19 protein-coding genes and 1 pseudogene are annotated in these 19,133 nt (G+C 61.3%); 12 read left to right on the top strand and 8 right to left on the bottom strand.

Annotated features, from left to right (window positions below):
- The first annotated feature begins 44 nt into the window (after positions 1 to 44).
- The 7 genes from HW452_RS11620 (at position 45) to HW452_RS17660 (ending at position 6,961) form a co-directional block, all read left to right on the top strand.
- The gene (locus tag HW452_RS11620; RefSeq protein ID WP_224106310.1) at positions 45 to 266 is read left to right on the top strand and encodes a VF530 family DNA-binding protein; all 222 of its coding nucleotides are present in this window, start codon (positions 45 to 47) and stop codon (positions 264 to 266) included.
- Between the two features lie 101 nt (positions 267 to 367).
- Positions 368 to 1,402: an alpha/beta fold hydrolase gene (locus HW452_RS11615; protein ID WP_224106266.1), complete on the top strand. Its 1,035-nt coding sequence runs from the start codon at positions 368 to 370 to the stop codon at positions 1,400 to 1,402.
- Between the two features lie 109 nt (positions 1,403 to 1,511).
- Positions 1,512 to 2,144 (top strand): hypothetical protein, encoded by a 633-nt coding sequence (locus HW452_RS11610; protein WP_224106265.1) that lies wholly within the window; start codon positions 1,512 to 1,514, stop codon positions 2,142 to 2,144.
- A gap of 308 nt (positions 2,145 to 2,452) precedes the next feature.
- Positions 2,453 to 4,654, top strand: a complete 2,202-nt coding sequence (gene katG, locus HW452_RS11605; protein ID WP_224106264.1) for a catalase/peroxidase HPI — start codon at positions 2,453 to 2,455, stop codon at positions 4,652 to 4,654.
- Positions 4,655 to 4,796: 142 nt separating this feature from the next.
- Positions 4,797 to 5,273 (top strand): DUF6985 domain-containing protein, encoded by a 477-nt coding sequence (locus HW452_RS11600; protein ID WP_224106263.1) that lies wholly within the window; start codon positions 4,797 to 4,799, stop codon positions 5,271 to 5,273.
- A 23-nt stretch (positions 5,274 to 5,296) separates the two neighbouring features.
- Positions 5,297 to 5,956 carry a DUF2268 domain-containing putative Zn-dependent protease gene (locus HW452_RS11595; protein ID WP_224106262.1) on the top strand — a complete coding sequence of 220 codons (660 nt, stop codon included), beginning with the start codon at positions 5,297 to 5,299 and terminating at the stop codon, positions 5,954 to 5,956.
- A gap of 99 nt (positions 5,957 to 6,055) precedes the next feature.
- The gene (locus tag HW452_RS17660) at positions 6,056 to 6,961 is read left to right on the top strand and encodes an acetyltransferase (protein ID WP_317986348.1); all 906 of its coding nucleotides are present in this window, start codon (positions 6,056 to 6,058) and stop codon (positions 6,959 to 6,961) included.
- Here HW452_RS17660 and HW452_RS11580 read toward each other — a convergent pair.
- From HW452_RS11580 to HW452_RS11555, 6 genes are all read right to left on the bottom strand, one after another.
- The gene (locus HW452_RS11580) at positions 6,954 to 7,517 is read right to left on the bottom strand and encodes a manganese efflux pump MntP family protein (protein ID WP_224106261.1); all 564 of its coding nucleotides are present in this window, start codon (positions 7,515 to 7,517) and stop codon (positions 6,954 to 6,956) included. The two genes, HW452_RS17660 and HW452_RS11580, sit on opposite strands and share 8 nt — an antisense overlap.
- 227 nt (positions 7,518 to 7,744) lie before the next feature.
- Positions 7,745 to 8,833, bottom strand: a complete 1,089-nt coding sequence (gene modC, locus HW452_RS11575) for a molybdenum ABC transporter ATP-binding protein (protein ID WP_224106260.1) — start codon at positions 8,831 to 8,833, stop codon at positions 7,745 to 7,747.
- 4 nt (positions 8,834 to 8,837) lie between these two features.
- The gene (modB, locus tag HW452_RS11570) at positions 8,838 to 9,536 is read right to left on the bottom strand and encodes a molybdate ABC transporter permease subunit (RefSeq protein ID WP_224106259.1); all 699 of its coding nucleotides are present in this window, start codon (positions 9,534 to 9,536) and stop codon (positions 8,838 to 8,840) included.
- Entirely contained in the window at positions 9,533 to 10,360 is an 828-nt protein-coding gene (gene modA / locus HW452_RS11565; protein WP_224106258.1) for a molybdate ABC transporter substrate-binding protein, read from the bottom strand. Before modA ends, modB begins: the two co-directional genes overlap by 4 nt.
- 140 nt (positions 10,361 to 10,500) lie before the next feature.
- Positions 10,501 to 10,863 carry a winged helix-turn-helix domain-containing protein gene (locus tag HW452_RS11560; protein WP_224106257.1) on the bottom strand — a complete coding sequence of 121 codons (363 nt, stop codon included), beginning with the start codon at positions 10,861 to 10,863 and terminating at the stop codon, positions 10,501 to 10,503.
- Between the two features lie 97 nt (positions 10,864 to 10,960).
- A complete protein-coding gene (locus HW452_RS11555; protein WP_224106256.1) occupies positions 10,961 to 11,689 on the bottom strand; it encodes a CDP-alcohol phosphatidyltransferase family protein in 729 nt (242 codons plus the stop codon).
- A gap of 306 nt (positions 11,690 to 11,995) precedes the next feature.
- Between HW452_RS11555 and HW452_RS11550 the strand changes: the two genes are divergently transcribed.
- The 4 genes and pseudogenes from HW452_RS11550 to HW452_RS11535 form a co-directional block, all read left to right on the top strand.
- Entirely contained in the window at positions 11,996 to 12,985 is a 990-nt protein-coding gene (locus HW452_RS11550) for a zinc-dependent alcohol dehydrogenase (protein WP_224106255.1), read from the top strand.
- Positions 12,986 to 13,003: 18 nt separating this feature from the next.
- Positions 13,004 to 13,402, top strand: coding sequence for a 6-pyruvoyl trahydropterin synthase family protein (locus HW452_RS11545; protein WP_224106254.1), 399 nt, complete (start codon positions 13,004 to 13,006; stop codon positions 13,400 to 13,402).
- Positions 13,399 to 15,363: a glycosyltransferase gene (locus HW452_RS11540; protein WP_224106253.1), complete on the top strand. Its 1,965-nt coding sequence runs from the start codon at positions 13,399 to 13,401 to the stop codon at positions 15,361 to 15,363. Before HW452_RS11545 ends, HW452_RS11540 begins: the two co-directional genes overlap by 4 nt.
- Positions 15,296 to 16,231 (top strand): annotated as a pseudogene (locus HW452_RS11535) (lysylphosphatidylglycerol synthase transmembrane domain-containing protein); the annotation flags it as partial. The gene HW452_RS11540 and the pseudogene HW452_RS11535, both read left to right, overlap by 68 nt.
- 63 nt (positions 16,232 to 16,294) lie before the next feature.
- On the opposite strand, the gene HW452_RS11530 reads toward HW452_RS11535, so the two are convergent.
- Positions 16,295 to 16,960 carry a RibD family protein gene (locus HW452_RS11530; RefSeq protein ID WP_224106308.1) on the bottom strand — a complete coding sequence of 222 codons (666 nt, stop codon included), beginning with the start codon at positions 16,958 to 16,960 and terminating at the stop codon, positions 16,295 to 16,297.
- Between the two features lie 244 nt (positions 16,961 to 17,204).
- Here HW452_RS11530 and ribA point away from each other — a divergent pair, with 244 nt between their 5' ends.
- Positions 17,205 to 18,311, top strand: a complete 1,107-nt coding sequence (gene ribA / locus HW452_RS11525) for a GTP cyclohydrolase II RibA (protein WP_224106252.1) — start codon at positions 17,205 to 17,207, stop codon at positions 18,309 to 18,311.
- Positions 18,312 to 18,323: 12 nt separating this feature from the next.
- On the opposite strand, the gene HW452_RS11520 is transcribed toward ribA, so the two are convergent.
- Positions 18,324 to 19,100, bottom strand: coding sequence for a creatininase family protein (locus tag HW452_RS11520; RefSeq protein WP_224106251.1), 777 nt, complete (start codon positions 19,098 to 19,100; stop codon positions 18,324 to 18,326).
- Positions 19,101 to 19,133: the final 33 nt, after the last annotated feature.

The following is a 19,133-nucleotide window of genomic DNA, read 5'->3' as shown; positions in this document are numbered from 1 at the left end:
AAATATCCCATTGGCCCTTTGGCATACACACCGGAAATGACTTGATGACCCTTGCGCAACCCAACAACCCCTTGCACGGTTTGACGCTTGAAAAGATCGTGACCCGCCTGATCGAGCATTACGGCTGGGAAGGCTTGTACGAACGAATTCGCATTAACTGTTTCTACAACGATCCCTCCATCAAATCCTCGCTGAAGTTCCTGCGTAAAACGCCGTGGGCGCGGGATAAAGTAGAAGCGCTGTATATCGATACGTTCAGGAAGTAAGACGTTTTGCCGGGTTTTGGGGCGGGGCGTTCCAGGCGCATTCATTCCAGGCTTGCCATACTCATCGGTGTAACCCATTCATGGATGAGAGGATATTTCCAATGGCAAGCCCCACCTTCCCCCGCGCGCTGCTGGCAAGCGCTATCGGCGCCGCCCTTGCAGTAGGCACGACCGGCAGCGTTTTTGCTGACGATACTCCCACGTTCGACGGCGAACTCTCCGGCTTCGACTACGCCTACCCGGTCGAGCGCTTCGAGTTCGAATCCCAGGGCCAGGATATGCAGATGGCCTATCTGGACGTTCAACCGGAAGAGGGCAGCGCCAACGGCCGTACGGTGGTGCTGATGCACGGCAAGAACTTCTGCGCGGGCACCTGGGAGGCCACCATCAAGGCGCTGACCGGTGCCGGCTATCGCGTCATCGCCCCGGATCAGATCGGTTTCTGCAAATCCACCAAGCCCGAGCACTATCAGTTCAGCTTCCATCAGCTTGCTCACAACACACACTCGCTACTCGACGAGCTGGGCATCGAAAACGCTACCGTGATGGGCCACTCCATGGGTGGCATGCTCGCTACCCGCTTCGCGCTGATGTACCCGGAGCAGACCGAGCTGCTGGTCATGGTCAACCCGATTGGCCTGGAAGACTGGAAAGCGCTGGGCGTGCCGTATCAAAGTATCGATGATGGTTACGCGAGCGAGCTCGAGACCACTGCGGACGGCATTCGCGACTACCAGCGCTCCACCTACTACGTCGACACCTGGGAGCCCGAGTACGACCGCTGGGTCGAGATGCTGGCGGGCATGTACGCCGGTGAAGATGGCGAGCGCGTTGCCTGGAACCAGGCGCTGACCTCGGACATGGTCTTCACCCAGCCGGTCGTGCACGAGTTTGGTGAGCTCCAGGTGCCCACGCTGCTGCTCATTGGCGAGCAGGACAATACCGCCATCGGTAAAGACCGGGCGCCGGAAGAGGTGCAGGATACGCTGGGCCGGTACGAGGTATTGGGCGAGCAGGCGCGCGATGCCATCCCTCAGGCGACGCTGGTCGAGTTCCCGGAGCTTGGTCACTCCCCGCAGATTCAGGCGCCGGAGCGCTTCCATGACGAGCTGCTGAAGGGTTTGGAAAGCCAGTAAGGGCAGAGAAACCCGGTCTGCGATAGTTCTGCTAAGGTTAATGAACGCTGTGCCTGTTCTTGAGTCATGCAGGCCAGCGTTGGATAACCTTCTCGAAAAGGAATTGTTCATGATCAGAACCATCATGGTGGAACTGTCCACGATAGAAGCCGCCGCTTACCGTCAGAAATTGCGGGGCGGCCATTCGGGCGTCGTCATCATGCGCTACGATACTGACCAGCCAGGCATGGCGACCGTCAACCGCAAGTCGGGAGAGCCTGATCCTTCCCACCATACCGACCTGACGCTGTTTCCCCTTGAAGCCTTTCAGGAAGCCATGGAGCTGACCTCGGGCATGCCCTATTCGCGGCGCGGCAAGGTCAAGCTCAGCGGCGAGAAAGAAGACGCAAGCGCTCAGGAGGAAACCGAGGAAGAGCTTGCCACCGTGGATAGCGCCGAGTATGAGGCGATCGTGAAGGCCTATACCAACCGCAAGGGTGAGCTCTCCTATGAGTTGCTCAACAAGGATTTCATCCAGTTCGCCAAGGGCAGCAAGGTGATTTCTGACATGGTGGCCAACCATGCTTCGGAAGAGGAAATTCGCAACCATGTGGTCAAGGTCAAGCTTGAAAGCCTGACCGGCAACCGCGAGCTGACGACCGCGCAAACCCAGCGAATTGTCGAAATGCTTGATGAGGTCAGCCCTCGTCATGTGTTCCGGGAGCTGAACGACGAAATCAGAAAGATGCTCGCTAACCGTTGAATGATGGCGGGGCCAGTGCTTTTGTCTTGCTTATAGCCTGCATTGGCCTTCGCTGATCCGTTGTGCGGCATTCCTTGTGGGCCGTTTTCGAATGGCTTACTTAACATTGATCACCTTGACGCCCCCGTTGTTGAATCCTTCACTGTAAGTGGATGGTTTCAAGGTCGAATCCTTCATTAACATGACGGCTTGCAAAGCCTTTCAGTGCATTCTGCCGCAGCTCTGGCGGTGTTGACGGTTTCTGAAAAATCCAGACCCATCGGCATGAACACTTGGGTAAGCCCCATCATCTAGTCGAGGAGAGTAACGTGTCCGAGCAAACGCCTAAACGCCAGGAGTGGGGCGCGCGTACCACGCCGCGCCTGCAGGGTAACGAGCACTGGTGGCCCGACCAGCTCAATCTCAATGTTCTGCACCAGAAACACCCCGACGCCAATCCCTTTGGTGAAGGTTTCCGCTACGGCGATGCGTTCGCGAAGCTCGATGTGGATGAACTCTGCGCCGATGTGGATGCGCTGATGACCGACTCCCAGGCCTGGTGGCCGGCGGACTGGGGCCACTACGGCCCGTTTTTCATCCGCATGTCCTGGCACGCGGCGGGCACTTACCGGGCGATCGACGGCCGCGGCGGCGGCGGTACCGGCGCCCAGCGCTTCGCCCCGCTCAACAGCTGGCCGGACAACGGCAACCTGGACAAGGCGCGCCGCCTTCTGTGGCCGATCAAGAAAAAGTATGGCGAGTCGCTCTCCTGGGCGGATCTGTTGGTACTCGCCGGCAACCGGGCGCTGGAAACCATGGGCTTCAAGACCTTCGGGTTCGGCTTTGGCCGCTCGGATATCTGGGCGCCGGAGGATGACATCTACTGGGGGCCGGAAGCCGAATGGCTGGGCACCAAGGATGAGCGCTACACCGGCAGCTTCGAAGAGGATAACCGCCTGCTCGACAACCCGCTTGCCGCCGTGCAGATGGGGCTGATCTACGTCAACCCCGAAGGCCCTAACGGCGTGCCGGACGCGGCGAAGTCCGCCAGGGACGTGCGCGAGACCTTCGCCCGCATGGGCATGAACGACCGCGAAACCGTCGCACTCACCGTGGGCGGGCACACCTTCGGCAAGATGCACGGCAACGGCCCGGCGGATGCCGTGGGCGGCGCGCCGGAAGAGGCCAAACTTCATGAGCAGGGCGTGGGCTGGGCCAACAAGCACGAAACCGGCCTTGGCGAGTACACCATTACCTCCGGTCTCGAAGGTGCCTGGACGCCCACGCCCACCAAGTGGGACAACACCTACCTCGAAACCATCTTCTCTCACGAGTGGGAGGTCACGAAGTCTCCCGCTGGCGCCAACCAGTGGCAGCCGGTGGAAGTGAAGGACGGCTTCTGGGTGCCGGATGCCCACGTGGAAGGCCGAAAGAACCCGCCGGTGATGACCGCCGCCGACATGGCGATGATCGTCGACCCGGACTACCTGAAAATCTCGAAGGAGTACCGCGAAAACCCGGACGTGCTGGCCGACGAGTTCGCCCGCGCCTGGTACAAGCTTTTGCACCGCGACATGGGCCCGCGCGAGCGCTACCTGGGCCCGCAGGTGCCTGCGGAAATGCTCGTCTGGCAGGACCCGGTGCCCGAGCACGAAGGGCCTCTGGTGTCGGACGAACAGATCGCCACGCTGAAACGCCAGATCGCCGATACGGGGCTGAGCGCCAGGCAGCTCGTCGGCACCGCCTGGGCCTCGGCGTGTACCTACCGCCAGACCGATCACCGCGGCGGCGCCAACGGCGCACGTATTCGTCTGGAGCCGCAAGCCGGCTGGGACATCAACGTGCGCTCCGGCGTGCCGCAGGTGCTCGAACAGCTCGAGTCGATCAAGGCGAGCGCGGAGGCCAACATCTCGCTGGCGGACCTGATCGTGCTGGCCGGCAGCGTGGGCGTGGAAATGGCTGCAAACGCCGCCGGGCATACGCTCACGGTGCCGTTCACGCCCGGGCGTACCGATGCCACCCAGGAAATGACCGAGACAAGCACCCAGGCGTATCTCGAGCCTCGCCACGATGCGTTTCGTAACTACATGCAGGCGCAGTCCACCTCCATCCCCGCCGAGCACCTGATGATCGACCGGGCGTTCATGCTGAACCTGAGCGCTCCCCAGATGGCGGCACTGGTGGGCGGCCTGCGGGTCATTGGCGCCAACGCCGGTGACGACAATACCGATGGCGTCTTCACCGACCGCCTGGGCCAGCTGACCAACGACTTCTTCGTCAATCTCGTCGACATGGGTACCGTCTGGGAGCCGATGGATGACGAGGAAGAGCGCTTCGTGGGCCGTGACCGCAACAGTGGTGAAACCAGATGGACCGCTTCACGGGTGGATCTGGTCTACGGCTCCAACTCGCAGCTGCGTGCCATTGCCGAGGAGTTCGCGGCCAACGGCGGCGAGCGCCACATGATCGACAAGTTCGTGTCTGGCTGGGTCAAGGTGATGGAGAACGACCGGTTCGATTTGCATCGCTAAGGTTCAAACCAGAGCGGATGAAAAAGTGATTGGCAAGCGCGGCAGGGGCAGTCCTGACCGCGCTTTTCTATTAGCATGTATGGCGTTCGACAAGACGCCTTATAAGACAGATTTACTGGTAATACTTGCACGGGAGTGGAAGATGACGCAGCACATGTCGCAAGAGGACATTCGCCTTACTGAGGGCGAGGATGGCCTGGAAGGGAAGGTGTACAGCGCCCTGTTCGATCAGGTCGTCACACTTTTCGCAGCCGATGCTGACCTCGTATTCGCCAGGCGCTGCGCCGTGCATCTAAACCAGTTAAGTGATGAGGTCGTCGAGCATCTGTGTCGATCCACGGTGCATTACTGCGACGCTTTTTTGAGCGAGGTGGGTGAGCCGTTGATCGAGTTCGCTGCCCCGCGGGACGTACTGAAGCTCGTCACACCGCAGGTGCTGATCGTGCCCTGCCCGGAAAAACAGACGCCGGTGGTGCATCTGGAGCTTGAGTGTGACTGGGAACCCGAGCACGGCCTGGAATGGGTGGTGCGCGAAGACAAGGTGCTTTACGTCGGCCCCTTCAACGACGAAGACCCTTGGGGGAGTTTCACTCCTAAAAACGTATGGAACTTCGCTTAGTCACAGGGCTTGAAAGAATTTTCATGATCACACCGCTGTTTCTGGATACCCGCGATCAACGCCACTTCTCGGACGAGGCACGCCACGCCATCGAGTCGGTTTGCGCCGCCACGGGCTCTCTGGTGCACGCGCATCTGCCCATGTTGGCGAAAGATATCGAACTTGCCTGCGAAACCGGCAGGCTGGTGATCCCCGAAACCGGCGAAATGGGCCTTGCGATTTCCGCCACTCGCGTCGGCTGGACGGTAGACCCTGACCGGGAGGAGAGCATCGCCAGTATTGCTCGTGAACAGCTTCGCTATACGCTGTTTCACGAGCTGCATCATCTGGCCAGAGGCTGGGTGATCTACCGCGACGAGCCGCGCACGACCTTTATGGAAGGCGTGGTCAGCGAAGGCTTGGCCACGGTGTTCGAACGTGACGTGGGCGGTCGCTCGGCACCTTGGGGCGAATATCCGAATAATGTCCGCGACTGGGTCGATGAGCTGTTGGCACTTCCCGTCACGGCGCCTTACTACCCGTGGATGATCCAGCACGAGGATGGGCGGCGCTGGATCGGCTACCGCGCGGGCACTTTTATCGCTGAGCAGGCAATTCGCGCCTCGAACCGTTCCGCCGCCGATCTGGTACATGTGCCTACCGAGGAAATACTGGCAATGGCTGGTATCCGTTTGAACAAGTAGCAAGACGTTGCCAACCTTGATCTGGCTATCATCTCGCTACTCTCTCAGATACTCTCCCAAGTAATCTCCCCAAGTACTCTCCCAGAAAGAGAAAGAAAAGTGCTTAACCCCGTCATTCAAGAAGAAACCACTGGCTGCGGCATCGCCTCGGTCGCCAATATTCTGGGCAAGACTTATCCCGAGATGAAAGCCATCGCCAACGAGATGGGCATTCACGCCGAGGATGAGTCGCTTTGGTCCGATACTCACTATGTGCGGAAAATGCTGGCACAGGCGGGTGTAAACACATCGTCGCAGGAAATCCCGTTTGAATCTTGGCAGACCCTGCCGGATTTAGCGCTTTTAGCTATAAAACCGCATCAAGTAGCGGGCAAGCACTTCTGGCACTGGGTAGTGTTCAAGCGCGTAGGCGGCCAGCCGTTAGTGCTGGATTCCGCCAGCTACCTGCCCAGCAATATTCGTACCGACTTCGACGCCATGCACCCGGCCTGGTTTATCGAAGTGAAGCCGCCCTCCAAAGCAGCCATCAAGGCGGACAACATCGAAATAGAAACGGCCAGGCAGGCGGACTACCCGGCGCTGATCGCGCTCTGGGAGGACTCGGTACGCGCCACCCACGATTTTCTCGCCGAAGAGGATCTGTTGATGCTCAAGCCGCTGATCTTCGAGCAGTTCATCACTACCCTGACGTTGCAAGTGGCACGCGCGCCCGGCGGGGAAATCAAAGGCTTCAGCGGAGTAGGTGGCGACAAGCTCGAAATGCTGTTCATCGACCCGTCTGCACGCGGCCAGGGTATCGGCACCGCGTTGGTCGAGCATGCCATTGACGTTCAGGGCGTACGCAAGGTCGATGTGAACGAGCAAAACGAGCTGGCGCTCGGGTTCTACCGCCATCTGGGCTTTGAGGTGAGGGACCGCTCGCCGGTGGACGGGCTGGGCAAGCCTTATCCGCTTTTGCACATGGCGCTTTCCTCGATCGACGGACCTGAGTCCCGCCTCAGCTAAAAACCCCCGTGTGTTCCGCCAGCACCGTGCAACCGATGCCGATCAGCACCACGCCGCCGATCAGCTCCGCCCAGTGGCCGACGAACTTGCCCAGCTTATGGCCCAGGAGTGTGCCGGCCGAGGCCATCAGGGTGGTCGCCAGGCCAATGGCGAGACTCGTGACGATGATATCGGCATCGATGAAGGCGAGGCTCGCGCCTACCGCCATGGCATCGATGCTGGTGGCCGTAGCGGTGAGTACCAGCAGCCAGAGCGTCTGCTTGCGATGCGCTATCGTCTCCTCTTTCTTGAGGCCTGCGCTTATCATATGCGCGCCGATGGCCGTCAGCAGCGCAAAGGCCACCCAATGATCCCAGGCTTGCACGAAACGCTGGGAGGCTACCCCCGCTACCCAGCCAATCATTGGCGTGATCGCTTCGATCACACCAAATACCAGGCCAATGCCCACGGCATGACGAAACCGCGGACGTTTCAATTCCGCCCCTTTACTGATAGAGGCGGCGAAGGCATCGGCAGACATGGAAAACGCGAGAAAAACCAGGGCAAAAGGCGTCATGGGCAACTATTCTCGTGGTGACATGACGGCGCCTGGCGAAGGATATGAGGCGCCTCTAGAGGCGTGGAATCCTAGCACGCTTTTTTATTTTAAAACGCTAAGTCATTAAAAAATAAAGTTTATATATGCCAAGTAACATAGCCATGGCTAACAATGTCGCTAGTGGGTCATGTCGGTAAGCAAGCGTGACAACAGGCCGGTTATGCCCAACCGCTTGAAGGAAAAGGTTAAAGCGGATTGAACGACACACTGCGAATAAGCGCGGTGATGTTCATGCCTTTTGCCAACCCCATGTCGTCCCAGGATTTACGCGTCAGCCGGGCACGCAAAAACCGCGTTCCGATGCGCAGGCGCAGCTCTACCGTGTGCGGTGCCTCGGGAAGCACGGCGGTGTCGACGATGGTGGCGTCGAGCTGGTTGCGGTAGCTGGTGCCGGGAGGCGGGGTGAGCGCCAGCGCGATATCCCGGGCCAGGATACGCAGACGCAGACGACTGCCGATGGGCGCGGCAGTGCCGGGGAGGGTCAGTCGATGCTCATCATCCAGTGCCAGATAGGTAAGACCGTAGGCGTGGTCGTGCGCAACGACCTCGCCTTCGAGCAGCGAGGCGGCATCAAAGCCACCAAGCCCATGGGTCAGGTCGAAGCGGTGCAGCAGGGTGTGAAGCGCATCGCTTGCCTCGACACGGCCAGCTTTCAGCACCACCAGATGATCGGCAATGGTGGTGATCTCTTCGGCATCATGGCTGACGTACACCACCGGGATATCCACCTGCTGGGTGAGCCGTGTGATATAGCGCAGAAGCTCCTCCTTGCGCGGGCCGTCGAGCCCGGTGAGTGGCTCATCCATCAGCAATAGCTGCGGCTCGCTCAACAGTGCTCGGCCGATGGCAACCCGCCGAGCCTCGCCGCCAGATAGCGTGCCTGGCATGCGCGTAAGCAGCGCCTCGATACCCAGCAGCTCGACGATTTCGGCAAGCCGCCCGGGCGCGGGGTGGGGCATGCCGTAGGTCAGATTACCGCGCACACAGTAGTGCGGAAAAAGCCGAGCTTCCTGGAATACCACGCCAATACGTCGCTGGTGCGGAGGCGTAAAGATGCCGCGCTGGGTATCCAGCAGCACCTGCTGGCCCAGCTTGATATGGCCCTGTTGAGGGCGGTCGAGCCCGGCAATCACCCGCAACAGGCTGGTCTTGCCGCTGCCTGAAGCACCGAACACGCCGCTGACACCATCGCCGGGCAAGTCGAGCCTGACGGCGAGCTTGAAATCTCCCTGTGGCTGTTCGATGTCAAGCGTCAGGCGGGGGGGGGTGGTCATCACGTCAGCCATCGCGTTCCTGCAAACGTTGTCGGGTGCGCCGTGCCAGCCACTCGGACGCCACCAGTGAGATCAGGGCAATCACGACGGCGATCAGGCACAGGCGTGCCGCGGCCGACTCCTGGCCTGGCGATTGAATAAGCGTATAAAGCGCCAGCGGAAGCGTGCGGGTTTCGCCGGGAATGTTGGAGGCAAAGGTGATCGTGGCGCCAAACTCCGAAAGCGCTCGGGCAAAAGCCAATACGGTGCCGGTCAGAAGTCCAGGCACTGCCAGCGGCAGGGTGATGGTGGTAAATACCCGCCAGCGGCCTGCCCCCAAGGTACTGGCAGCGGCTTCAAGCTTTGGGTCCACCGCTTCAAGGGATAGCCTGAGCGCGCGTACCAGAAGCGGAAAGGCCATCACGCCGCTGGCCACCGCTGCCCCTTGCCAGGTAAACGGCAGCGACAGCCCGAACGTCGAGTAAAGCCACGCTCCGATAACGCCCTGCCGGCCCAGCGCTACCAGCAGCAGATAGCCCACTACCACCGGCGGCAGCACCAGCGGTAGATGAATCAGTCCATCCAGCACCGCCTTGCCGCGAAACTCATGCCGGGCAAGCAGCCAGGCAACGCCGATCCCCAAGGGCAGAATCCAGGCGACCGCGGCCAGCCCGATCAAAAGGCTCAGGCGGATGGCTTCCCACTCGGCGGGTGAAAGACTCACGGAGCTTTAGTTTCCGCAACTGATTCATCCGCAACTGACTCATCCGGAGCTGAGTCATCCGGAGTAAAGCCGTAGCGGGTGAATATCGCCAAGGCTTCTTCACTTGCAAGCCAGGCTCTGAGCGCCACGGCAGCTTCTTTTTGTTCGGCATCGATCAGGGCAATCGGGTAGGTGATGGGGGCATGGCTATCCGCCGGAAACAGACCCAGTATGCGCACCGCGCCGCTTGCCAGCGCATCGGTCTGATAGACCACGCCCACGGGGGTTTCCTGGCGCTCTACCAGGGTGAGGGCGGCGCGGACGTCGTTCCCGCGGGCAAGTCGTGGCGCGAGTTCACTCCATTCGCCCAGGGCTTCAAGCGCCTGTTGGGTATAGATGCCTGCCGGTACGTGATCCGGGTCGCCGACCGACAGGCGCTCCTGGTCTTGAAGCAGGGAAACCACGGGGGCCCCGCTGCCGGGGGTAAAGTGCTCGGGCAGCGTGTCGCGGGCGGACACAAGCGCCAGGCGGTTGTGCAGCAGGTCGAGGCGCTGTTGAACGTTTACGCCTTGATTCTCGAGCCAGTCCATCCACACGACGTTGGCCGAAAGGAAAAGGTCGGCAGGGCTGCCGTTGGCGATCTGGCGGGCAAGGGTGGACGAAGAGGCGTAAACGGGAGTTACCTGGACATCGTGCTCGGTTTCGTAGACATCAATGGCTTCGTTCAGCGCATCGGTGAGCGACGCAGCGGCTGCAATGTGAAGGCGTTCCGTCGCCTGGGCAAGGTTCGGTAGCCATACCAAAGCGGTGGCCAGTATAGCGCCGTGAATTACGTGATTGTTCATCGTTATTCCGCTATTTCCATTTGGATATAACGGAGACTACACAAAAGCACGGGGCTGCTCAACGTAAATGACACAGCCCTCATGTGACAAAAGGTCCGAAAGGTTGGTGTGCAAAAAAAGAGCGGACTAAAGGAGCAAGCCTAGCGGGTATCCATCAGGGCAAGTAGCGCCTGGGCATCCATGGAGTGTTCAGGACTAAGCTGCTTTTCCAGGGCGCGATAATGGGCAAGCACCTGTTGCCCCAGCTCGGTCAAATGAGCGCCACCACGCTCGTTGCCGCCCGAGCTTGTGGCCACCAGCGGCGATGGGAAGTGATGGTTCATGGTTTCGATCAGGTGCCAGGCCTTTTTATAGCTCATCGTCAGCGAGCGGCCTGCTGCTGAAATGGAGCCAGTCTGGTCGATCCTTTCCAGCAGATCGGCCTTGCCAGGGCCGATTACCACGTCGCGATTCAGCGCCAGGCGCAGCTGAAACGTGGGAGTTGTGTGAAGAGTACGTGTCATTGTGCAGTCCTGGAGCAATCGTTTCGCGCAGTTTACCAGCCACCGGGCCTCGAGGCGCCCATGGCGAATCCCGTTTTCTCCATGCGCAGAGCGCCGCCTAGCGCCGAGACTGCTTGTACAGCCACCAGCTATCCATTCCAAACGAGTAGGCGAGTGACGCCAGCGCACTGAGCGCCAGCAGGCTTGCCAGAAAGGGGTGGGTCAATGGTGTCAGGGCCAGCAGCAGCGCAGACACCTGCCATACGCAGACGAGCTTACGCCGAAAACTTGCATGAAGCGGCTGTGAGAGCCAGCTGAAATACCAGCCCGCCGCCACGAACAGATAGCGCATCACGCCGATCAGCAGCACCCACAGGCCCAGCGACTCCAGGCGAATCAGGCCGATACATAGAAGCAGAATCAGAAGTGCATCGAGCTCCATGTCGAAACGGGCACCGAAGGAGCTGAAGCTTCTGGTACGCCTGGCCACCCAGCCGTCCACGCCATCCAGCAGTAGCGCCACGGTGGCCACTCCCAGCCAAAGCCAGATGACCTGGGCAAAGCTATCGTAGGCCAGTGCTCCCGCTACCAGGGCAACCAGCACCGCACGAAGCAGGGTAATCCGGTTTGCCCAGCCGAGGGACCCCTGCGACCAGCATATGAGAACGAACAGGCCAATCAGTGCGTAAGCCGTATAAGCCAACCCCCAGTGGGCGCTTTGAGGTATCAACTGGGGAAACACACTACCCAGCGTCAGCAGCAACACGCTGCCCACAAGAAGCTCAACGACAGTGTAAATGCGATTAGGAAGCGCATGAACGGGGCGTGCGGTAAACAATCGACGCATGGTGTCTCGCAAAGCGGCCGCGCTGCCCGCGGTAAATTAATTAGTGCAAACTTTTTTATATGTACCATTTTTGTACATTATGCCCGGTTCGTCCATTTTATTCCCTAGCCCCTTGATGCCATTGAAAAGTCACCCAGAAGCTTCAGACCTTTTCGAATGAAATTGGCCGCCTGCATTCATCGACCAATGGTATTTCTACGCTACGCTATAAGAAACATCATAAAAAAATTCTGGATGAGCGTGTGGTATGGCGCATCAGTGCTACCAGGTTCATTGGATGAAAACACCAATAAATAGGGAAATGCCATGTCGGCGACCGATACCGCCACCGCCTTTTGGGTCGTTCACCCAGGCGTTGGTGAGCTTAGAAGTGAAACGCTAACCGCCGTTGGCAATGAAGAGGTTCTGGTTCGTGCGTTGTATAGCGGCATCAGCCGGGGCACGGAATCCCTGGTATTCAATGCGCGTGTGCCGGAAAGTGAATTCGAGCGCATGCAAGCACCGTTTCAGGCGGGGCAGTTTCCTGCGCCGGTAAAGTACGGCTACTGCAATGTTGGCCGGGTAGAGCAGGGGCCGGAGCATCTGCGGGATAAAACCGTTTTCTGCCTGTTTCCCCATCAGGACCGCTACGTGGTGCCAGCCGCCATGGTGCTGCCCGTGCCAGAAAATGTACCCGCCGCGCGCGCCGTGCTGGCGGCCAATATGGAAACCGCGATCAACGGCGTGTGGGATGCCGAGCCAATGGTAGGCGAGCGCATCACGATCATCGGCGCCGGGGTCGTGGGCTGTCTGGTGGCTTATCTCTGTTCCCAGGTAGCCGGTGTCCAGGCCACACTGGTGGATATCGACCCCGAGCGTCAGGCAATCGCCGAGCATCTGGGAATTGCCTTTTGTAGACCGGAAAAGGCGCCTGTCGATCAAGACTGTGTGATCCATGCCAGCGGGCACCCTGAAGGTTTGCGCCAGGCTCTGAGTCAGGTAGGCAGCGAAGGCCGCGTCATCGAGATGAGCTGGTTTGGTGAGGGCGAGGTCAGCCTGCCACTGGGCGGCGCATTTCACTCCCAGCGCCTTAGCCTGCGGGCGAGCCAGGTAGGTCAGCTGCCCGCCAGGCTACGCCCGCGCTGGGATTACCAGCGCCGCTTGACGCTGGCGTTACGCCTGCTGGCCGACAGCCGCCTGGATGCCCTTGTCAATAGCGAAAGCGATTTTGACGCGCTACCCGAGCTAGCCCCAGCGCTTTTTGCCGCAGGCAGCCCGGTGCTGTGTCACCGCCTCAATTACCCCACTTCTCATTAATCAACGCCAGGAGCGTCTATGTACCGTTTATGTGTTCGTGACCACTTCATGATTGCCCACAGCTTCAAAGGGGAGATCTTCGGCCCCGCCCAGCGCACCCACGGCGCTACCTACGTGGTGGACGTGACCTTCCAGCGCCCCGAGCTCGATGAGGATGGGCTGGTGATCGACATCGGCCTGGCAAGCGAAACGCTCAAGGACGTGCTCTCGCACCTGAACTACCGCAACCTGGATGACGAAGACGAATTTGCAGGCAAGAACACTTCTACAGAATTCATGGCGGGGGTCATTTTTGGTCGACTGGCCGACGCCATCGGCGAGGGCACCATGGGCAAGACCGCCCAGGGGATTACTCGGATGGAGGTCAAGCTCCACGAATCGCATATTGCCTGGGCAAGCTATGAAGGCGATCTATGAGCGAGCCGTTGACCCTCATTGTTGCCGGGGAGCTTGAGCAGCGTACCGGCGGGTATATCTACGATACGCGCATGGTAGAGGCGCTGCGCCGCCAGGGGCATCTTGTCGAGGTAATCAACCTGGCAGGCTGCTTTCCTGCGGCAGACGCCGAAGCGGCCGAGCAGTTGGCGGGCGCACTCGCGGCGCTGCCCGAGGCCGCTCGGGTCATTATCGATGGTCTGGCCATGGGCGCCTTGCCGGACGTCATTGCCGAGCACGCCGAGCGTCTGGAAATGACTGCACTGGTTCACCACCCCTTGGGAGACGAGCAGGGCCTGAGCGAAGCCGAGCAGCGCCAGTTCCATGAAAGCGAGCTTGCGGCGCTGGCGGCCGTTTCGCGCATCATCGTGACCAGCCGGTTCACCGAGCGCCGACTGCAGGTGCTGGCCGATGAATACGCCATGCCCTTCAAGGCGTTCGTGAGCGTGGTGGAGCCGGGCGTGGAGGCGGCACCGGCAAGCGATGCGCCAGGGCTCAATGAGCCCATTCGCCTGCTGTGCGTGGCCACCTTGGTGCCGCGCAAGGGGCAGGATTTGCTGGTGCGTGCGCTCGCGGGCGTTCCCCACGGCGCCTGGCAGTGTGACTGCTACGGAAGCCCTCGGGATGCAGCGTATGCAGAGCGGGTTCGCCAGCTTATCGACGCCAACGGGCTCGACGCGAAGGTGTTGCTGCACGGCGAGTGCGACGAGGCCACGTTGATACAGGCGTACCAGAACGCCCATGCGCTGGTGCTGCCTTCCTGGTACGAAGGTTATGGCATGGTGGTCACCGAGGCGCTGGCCCATGGCCTGCCGGTGATTACCACGACCGGAGGGGCGCTGGATGAAACCCTGCCGGAAGGTGCGGGCCTGAAAGTTCCCCCCGGCGATGTCGTGGCCCTGGAACGGGCAATCAGCCGCTTTTGTACCGATGCCGAACTGCGCGCCGAGCTGCGTACCGGTGCTCTGGCCACCCGCGAGGCATTGAATGACTGGCAAGCGGCCGGGGCAGCCTTTGCCGCTGCACTGACGCATCCGGTGGCTGAGGCGCAAGCCAGCTTTAGCGCAGGCAGCCAGTTTGCGGCGGACTGGCTGAGTCTGCGCGAAGCAGTGGATTTCAATTTTCGAAGCAAGGAGTTGCCGCGCAGCGCCGCCAAGTGGCTGAGCGCGCGCACCCCGGCGCCAAGGCTGGTTGACCTGGGGGCGGGCAGAGGCAGCAACCTGCGCTTTCTGGCGCCGTTGCTACCCATGCCCCAGCACTGGACGCTGATCGATCACGATGCCGAGCTTTTGGCCGAGGCGAGCGCAAGCATCGAGGCGTCGGGCCACAAGATGATAACGGTGCAAACCCTGCAGGCCTCGCTTGATTCCTTGAACCATGCGCCCCTGCAAACCGCGGACCTGGTCAGTGCCTCGGCGCTGCTCGATCTGGTCTCTCAACGCTGGATCGACATGCTGGTGGATCATTGCGTGCATCACCAGCAGGCGCTGCTGATGGCGCTGAGCGTCACCGGTGAGTGGGGCTTTACCGATACCGAGGGAGAGCCACTGATCGATGACGAGGATCACTGGCTGCTGGCGCTGTTCATGGCGCACCAGCGGCGTGACAAGGGGCTGGGCGATGCCTTGGGTGGCGAGGCCCATAACGCCTTGGTAGCGGCGCTGGAAGAGGCGGGCTACCGCGTCGAACAGGCCAGCACGCCCTGGCAGCTGGGTGCCGGTAACCAGGACCACCGAGCCTTGATGCAGGCATTGATCGAAGGCTGGGCGGAAGCGGCAACCGAGCAGGCCCCGGAGGCCGCCTCACGGATTGCCCAGTGGCGTGAACGGCGAGCGCGTGCGATTGCTGAAGGCGAAGTGGGTATCTGGGTGGGCCATGCCGATCTGTTGGCGCTGCCCGGTGCAGGTTCATCGCCTGACGATACACAAGCGGGTGAGGTTTAGCCCTATGACCATCAAGTCGGTACTACGCTCGCCTTGGGTACAGCGGCTATTGATCAGCGCCGGTTTGCTGGCGACGGTGGCGCTGTTTGTCGAGCCGCGGGAAGTCATCGCACAGGTAGAGCGGCTATCGGCGGGCTGGATGGCACTGGCGCTGTTGATCAGCGTGTTTCAGGTCATGCTGAGCGCTTGGCGCTGGCAGTTTACCGCCCGGCAGGTGGGCGCGCCGCTGCGCTTCACCTACGCCTGGCGGGAGTACTACCTGGCGCTGCTGGTCAACCAGCTGCTGCCCGGCGGCATTCTCGGCGATGCCGGGCGTGCCCATCGCCATGCCCGCCAGGCGGGCTCGCGTGGCAGCGCCTGGCGAGCGGTAATCATCGAGCGTACCTCAGGACAGGTGGCAGTGGTATTGCTGAGCCTGGCTGCACTGCTGCTCTCGCCGCTCTGGCATGCGGTGCTGGGCTGGCAGGTAAGCCTTTCGATAGTGGGGGGGCTGACACTTCTGGGCGTGGTGCTCTGGCAGGGGCTTGCGCGCCTGCCTTCACGCAAGCTGCCCAAGTGGTATCACTCCATGGCCATCGATATCAAGCGTGGACTGTTCAGCCCCGGCGTATGGCATCTGCAGCTGGGGTCTTCGCTGGCAATCGTGGTGAGCTATGGCCTGGTAATGATATGCGCCGCGCGAGCGATTGGCGTGGAAATCGCCGCCATCGATCTTCTGGCGCTGGCGCCAGTACTGCTATTGGCCATGCTGGTGCCCCTCTCGGTCGCGGGCTGGGGGCTGCGTGAAGGGGCGGCGGCAGGCACCTGGGTGCTGGTGGGGCTGCCTTCCGCCCAAGGGGTGGCGATTTCGCTCGCCTATGGCGTGCTGGTACTGCTTTCAAGCCTGCCGGGCATTTGGGTAGCGCTTGACCGGCGCCACCGCGCCCAGCCTTCAGGCGAAGGCGGCGGCGCGCAGCAGCACGTCAAACAGCGTGTCGTCACCGCACCGGAATCGGCGCATGGACGGGCGCAGCGCACTCTCGAGCGTCTCGATGGGCGTCATTTCAAGCCCTGGTCGGCCAGAACCAATCAGCAGGGGCGCGACCAGCAGGTGCAGGCGATCAATGGCGCCCGCTTCGATGAACTGGGACACCGTAACGCCACCCCCCTCGACCAGAATACGCGCAAGGCCGCGTTGGTTGAGCAAGGCAATGACATCGCCAGGCGCGAACTGCCCATTGGTGTCGAGCGGCAGTACACAGCGGCTGGCTCTCCCGCTCGCCGGCGCGGGCGACACCTCCGGCCCCACGATGTGCAGGGTAGCGGCCGAGTCTTCATGAAACAGCTTGAGGTCGGCGGGCACACGGCCGCGTGGGTCCAGCACTACCCGTGTCGGGTGGGGGCCGCTGACATGGCGTACCGTGAGCTGGGGATCGTCGGCGCTGGCAGTGCCGGCGCCCACCACCACGGCATCCGCCAGAGCGCGAAGGCGATGCAGGTGTACCAGGCTTTCAGGACCGTTGATGTAGTGCGAATGACCGCTTTGCGTGGCAATGCGCCCATCGAGGCTCTGGCCAAGCTGGGCGATTACCCACGCCGGGCGGCTTGCCAGCGGCATCAGGCACTCCATCAGCTCGACCGCCTCAGCGGTTGCGTCGTGTTCGAAGGCCGCACTGGTGCTGCCCTGACGCAGGCTCAGCAGCTGCTCCCAAGCGCTATCCAGCGTCAGCCGTGTAGAACCATTTTCACCAGGGGTGTCAGGCATAACGCCTCCACGTTGAAAAAGACGTCTTATCTTGCGGGGCAGCCTGGCTCAGCGCAAGCGTACTCTATCTGCTGTACCGGGCAATTAGGAGGCCTATATGTATCACATTGAACGCGCTATTTTCGATATTCGCCGCGGGTTGCCGATCGTGCTCAATACGGGCGAGCAGCGGCTTCTGGTGCAGGCGCTGGAAGGCAGTGACTCGGTCGATACGCTGGCCAGACTGGCAGGCACGCGCCCATCACTGATACTCACACGCCACCGGCTGGAAGCCATGGGCATGTCGCTGACCGCGGACGCCGCTTGCCTGCCGCTGGTGGAAAACATCAGCGAAAGCGACCTGCAGACGCTGGCAGTCATGCAGGGGAATCACCGGCCCTCGCATTCACTGCTGAGCGGCCTGAAGCCGGCAGGCCCCGGCGAGCGTGGAGCAGTTACCTTGATGCGCCGAGCGCTGTTGATTCCGGCAGCGCTGTGCGCTGACATCAGCGAACGGGCTGCACAAGCCGTGGCCGACGAGATCGCCTCGGGCAAGCTGCTTGAAATCGATGCTCAGGAGGCAGAGAAATGCCTGGCGGGCGCGCCGGGAATGCTCAAGCGTGTCAGCGAAGCGCGGATTCCCCTGGAAGACGCGGCTGAAAGCCGCTTCGTACTGTTTCGCGAGCCCGATGGCCTGCGCGAGCATGTGGCGGTAGTGATTGGCCAGCCCGAGAACATGCAGGGCGCGGTGCCGCTTCGCATGCACTCGGCCTGTCTGACCGGCGATTTGTTCGGCAGCCTGCGCTGCGACTGCGGCGAGCAGCTTCGCAATGCCGTGGCGGATATTCAGGCCATGGGGGGCGGGGTACTGCTGTACCTGGCACAGGAAGGTCGCGGCATTGGCCTTGCCAACAAGCTGCGCGCCTACACGCTGCAGGACGGCGGCCTGGATACCGTGGACGCCGACCAGGTGCTGGGCTTTGGCGACGATGAGCGCCAGTACGCGGTAGCGGTGGATATGCTCAACGCCCTGGATATCTCGCAGGTGCAGCTGTTGACCAACAACCCGCTGAAGATTTCGGCCCTGCGCGAAGGCGGTATCGATGTGGTATCGCGCCAGGCTCTCTACGGCAGCGTTACCGAGCAGAACCACCGCTATCTGAGTGCCAAGGCTAGCCGGGCTGGGCACTTCCTGGGGGACGTGCTGGAAAAGACCGGCCGCTGAGCGGCCAGTTGACTACTTGTCCGTGAAGGCTGGCAGCCGGGCGGTTTCCGCCACGACGTCTGCCAGCTGGGCGGCGTAGTGATGTACCAGCCGTTTGCCAAGCGCAGCATCTGCCTGTCGGGCATCGCCTGCCACGCCATGCTGGCTCAGGTCCTCGGCAAGCCAGGCAAAGGCGGCGGCGCCTTCCGGGCCTACCAGCGGGTTATCAGGCAGGGTGCCTAGCGGCGCGCTCTGGTAGCCCTCCAGATCAACCAGGGCGGGCGCCAGATAATGCATCATGGCGGTTTCCAGCAGCCCGCCATGTAGGCCGTAACGCAGCTCGCTTGCATCAATGGCGCCTTTCAGAGGCGGTAGCCGGGTGTAAGTCGCCTTGACCACCCGCATGTTGAAGCGTTTGCGAAGCGTCAGTGCCGCCAGGTCCATGATGGCCTTGTTGCCACCGTGGCTGTTGATCAGTACCAGGCGCTGGATGCCCGCCCGCGCGACGCTTTCGCCATAGGCTTCAAGCATGGCAATGGCCAGCGGTGCCGGCAGGCTGAGCGTTCCGCCAAAGCCTGCATGCTCATCGCTGGCGCCGACGGCAATGGTCGGCAGGCAAACCACTTCCAGCGCCGGGTCAAGCTTGTCACGCAAAGCGTTCATCAGCCCCTCACCAATGATCAGATCGGTGCCCAACGGCAGATGTGTGCCGTGCTGCTCGATGGCACCCAGTACCAGTAAGGCCACCGGGTCGCGCTCGGCAAGGTCTGCCAGGGCGGGGGCGGTCAGCGTTTGCCAGTCATGAATCATGCGAATCAGCCCCTTGAAATAAGCGTTTGGAAT

The organism is Vreelandella aquamarina (assembly GCF_020075495.1).
Classification (GTDB): Bacteria; Pseudomonadota; Gammaproteobacteria; order Pseudomonadales; family Halomonadaceae; genus Vreelandella; species Vreelandella aquamarina_A.
Note: the sequence above shows the minus strand (reverse complement) of the source record. Positions and strands in the feature narration are given on the sequence as shown.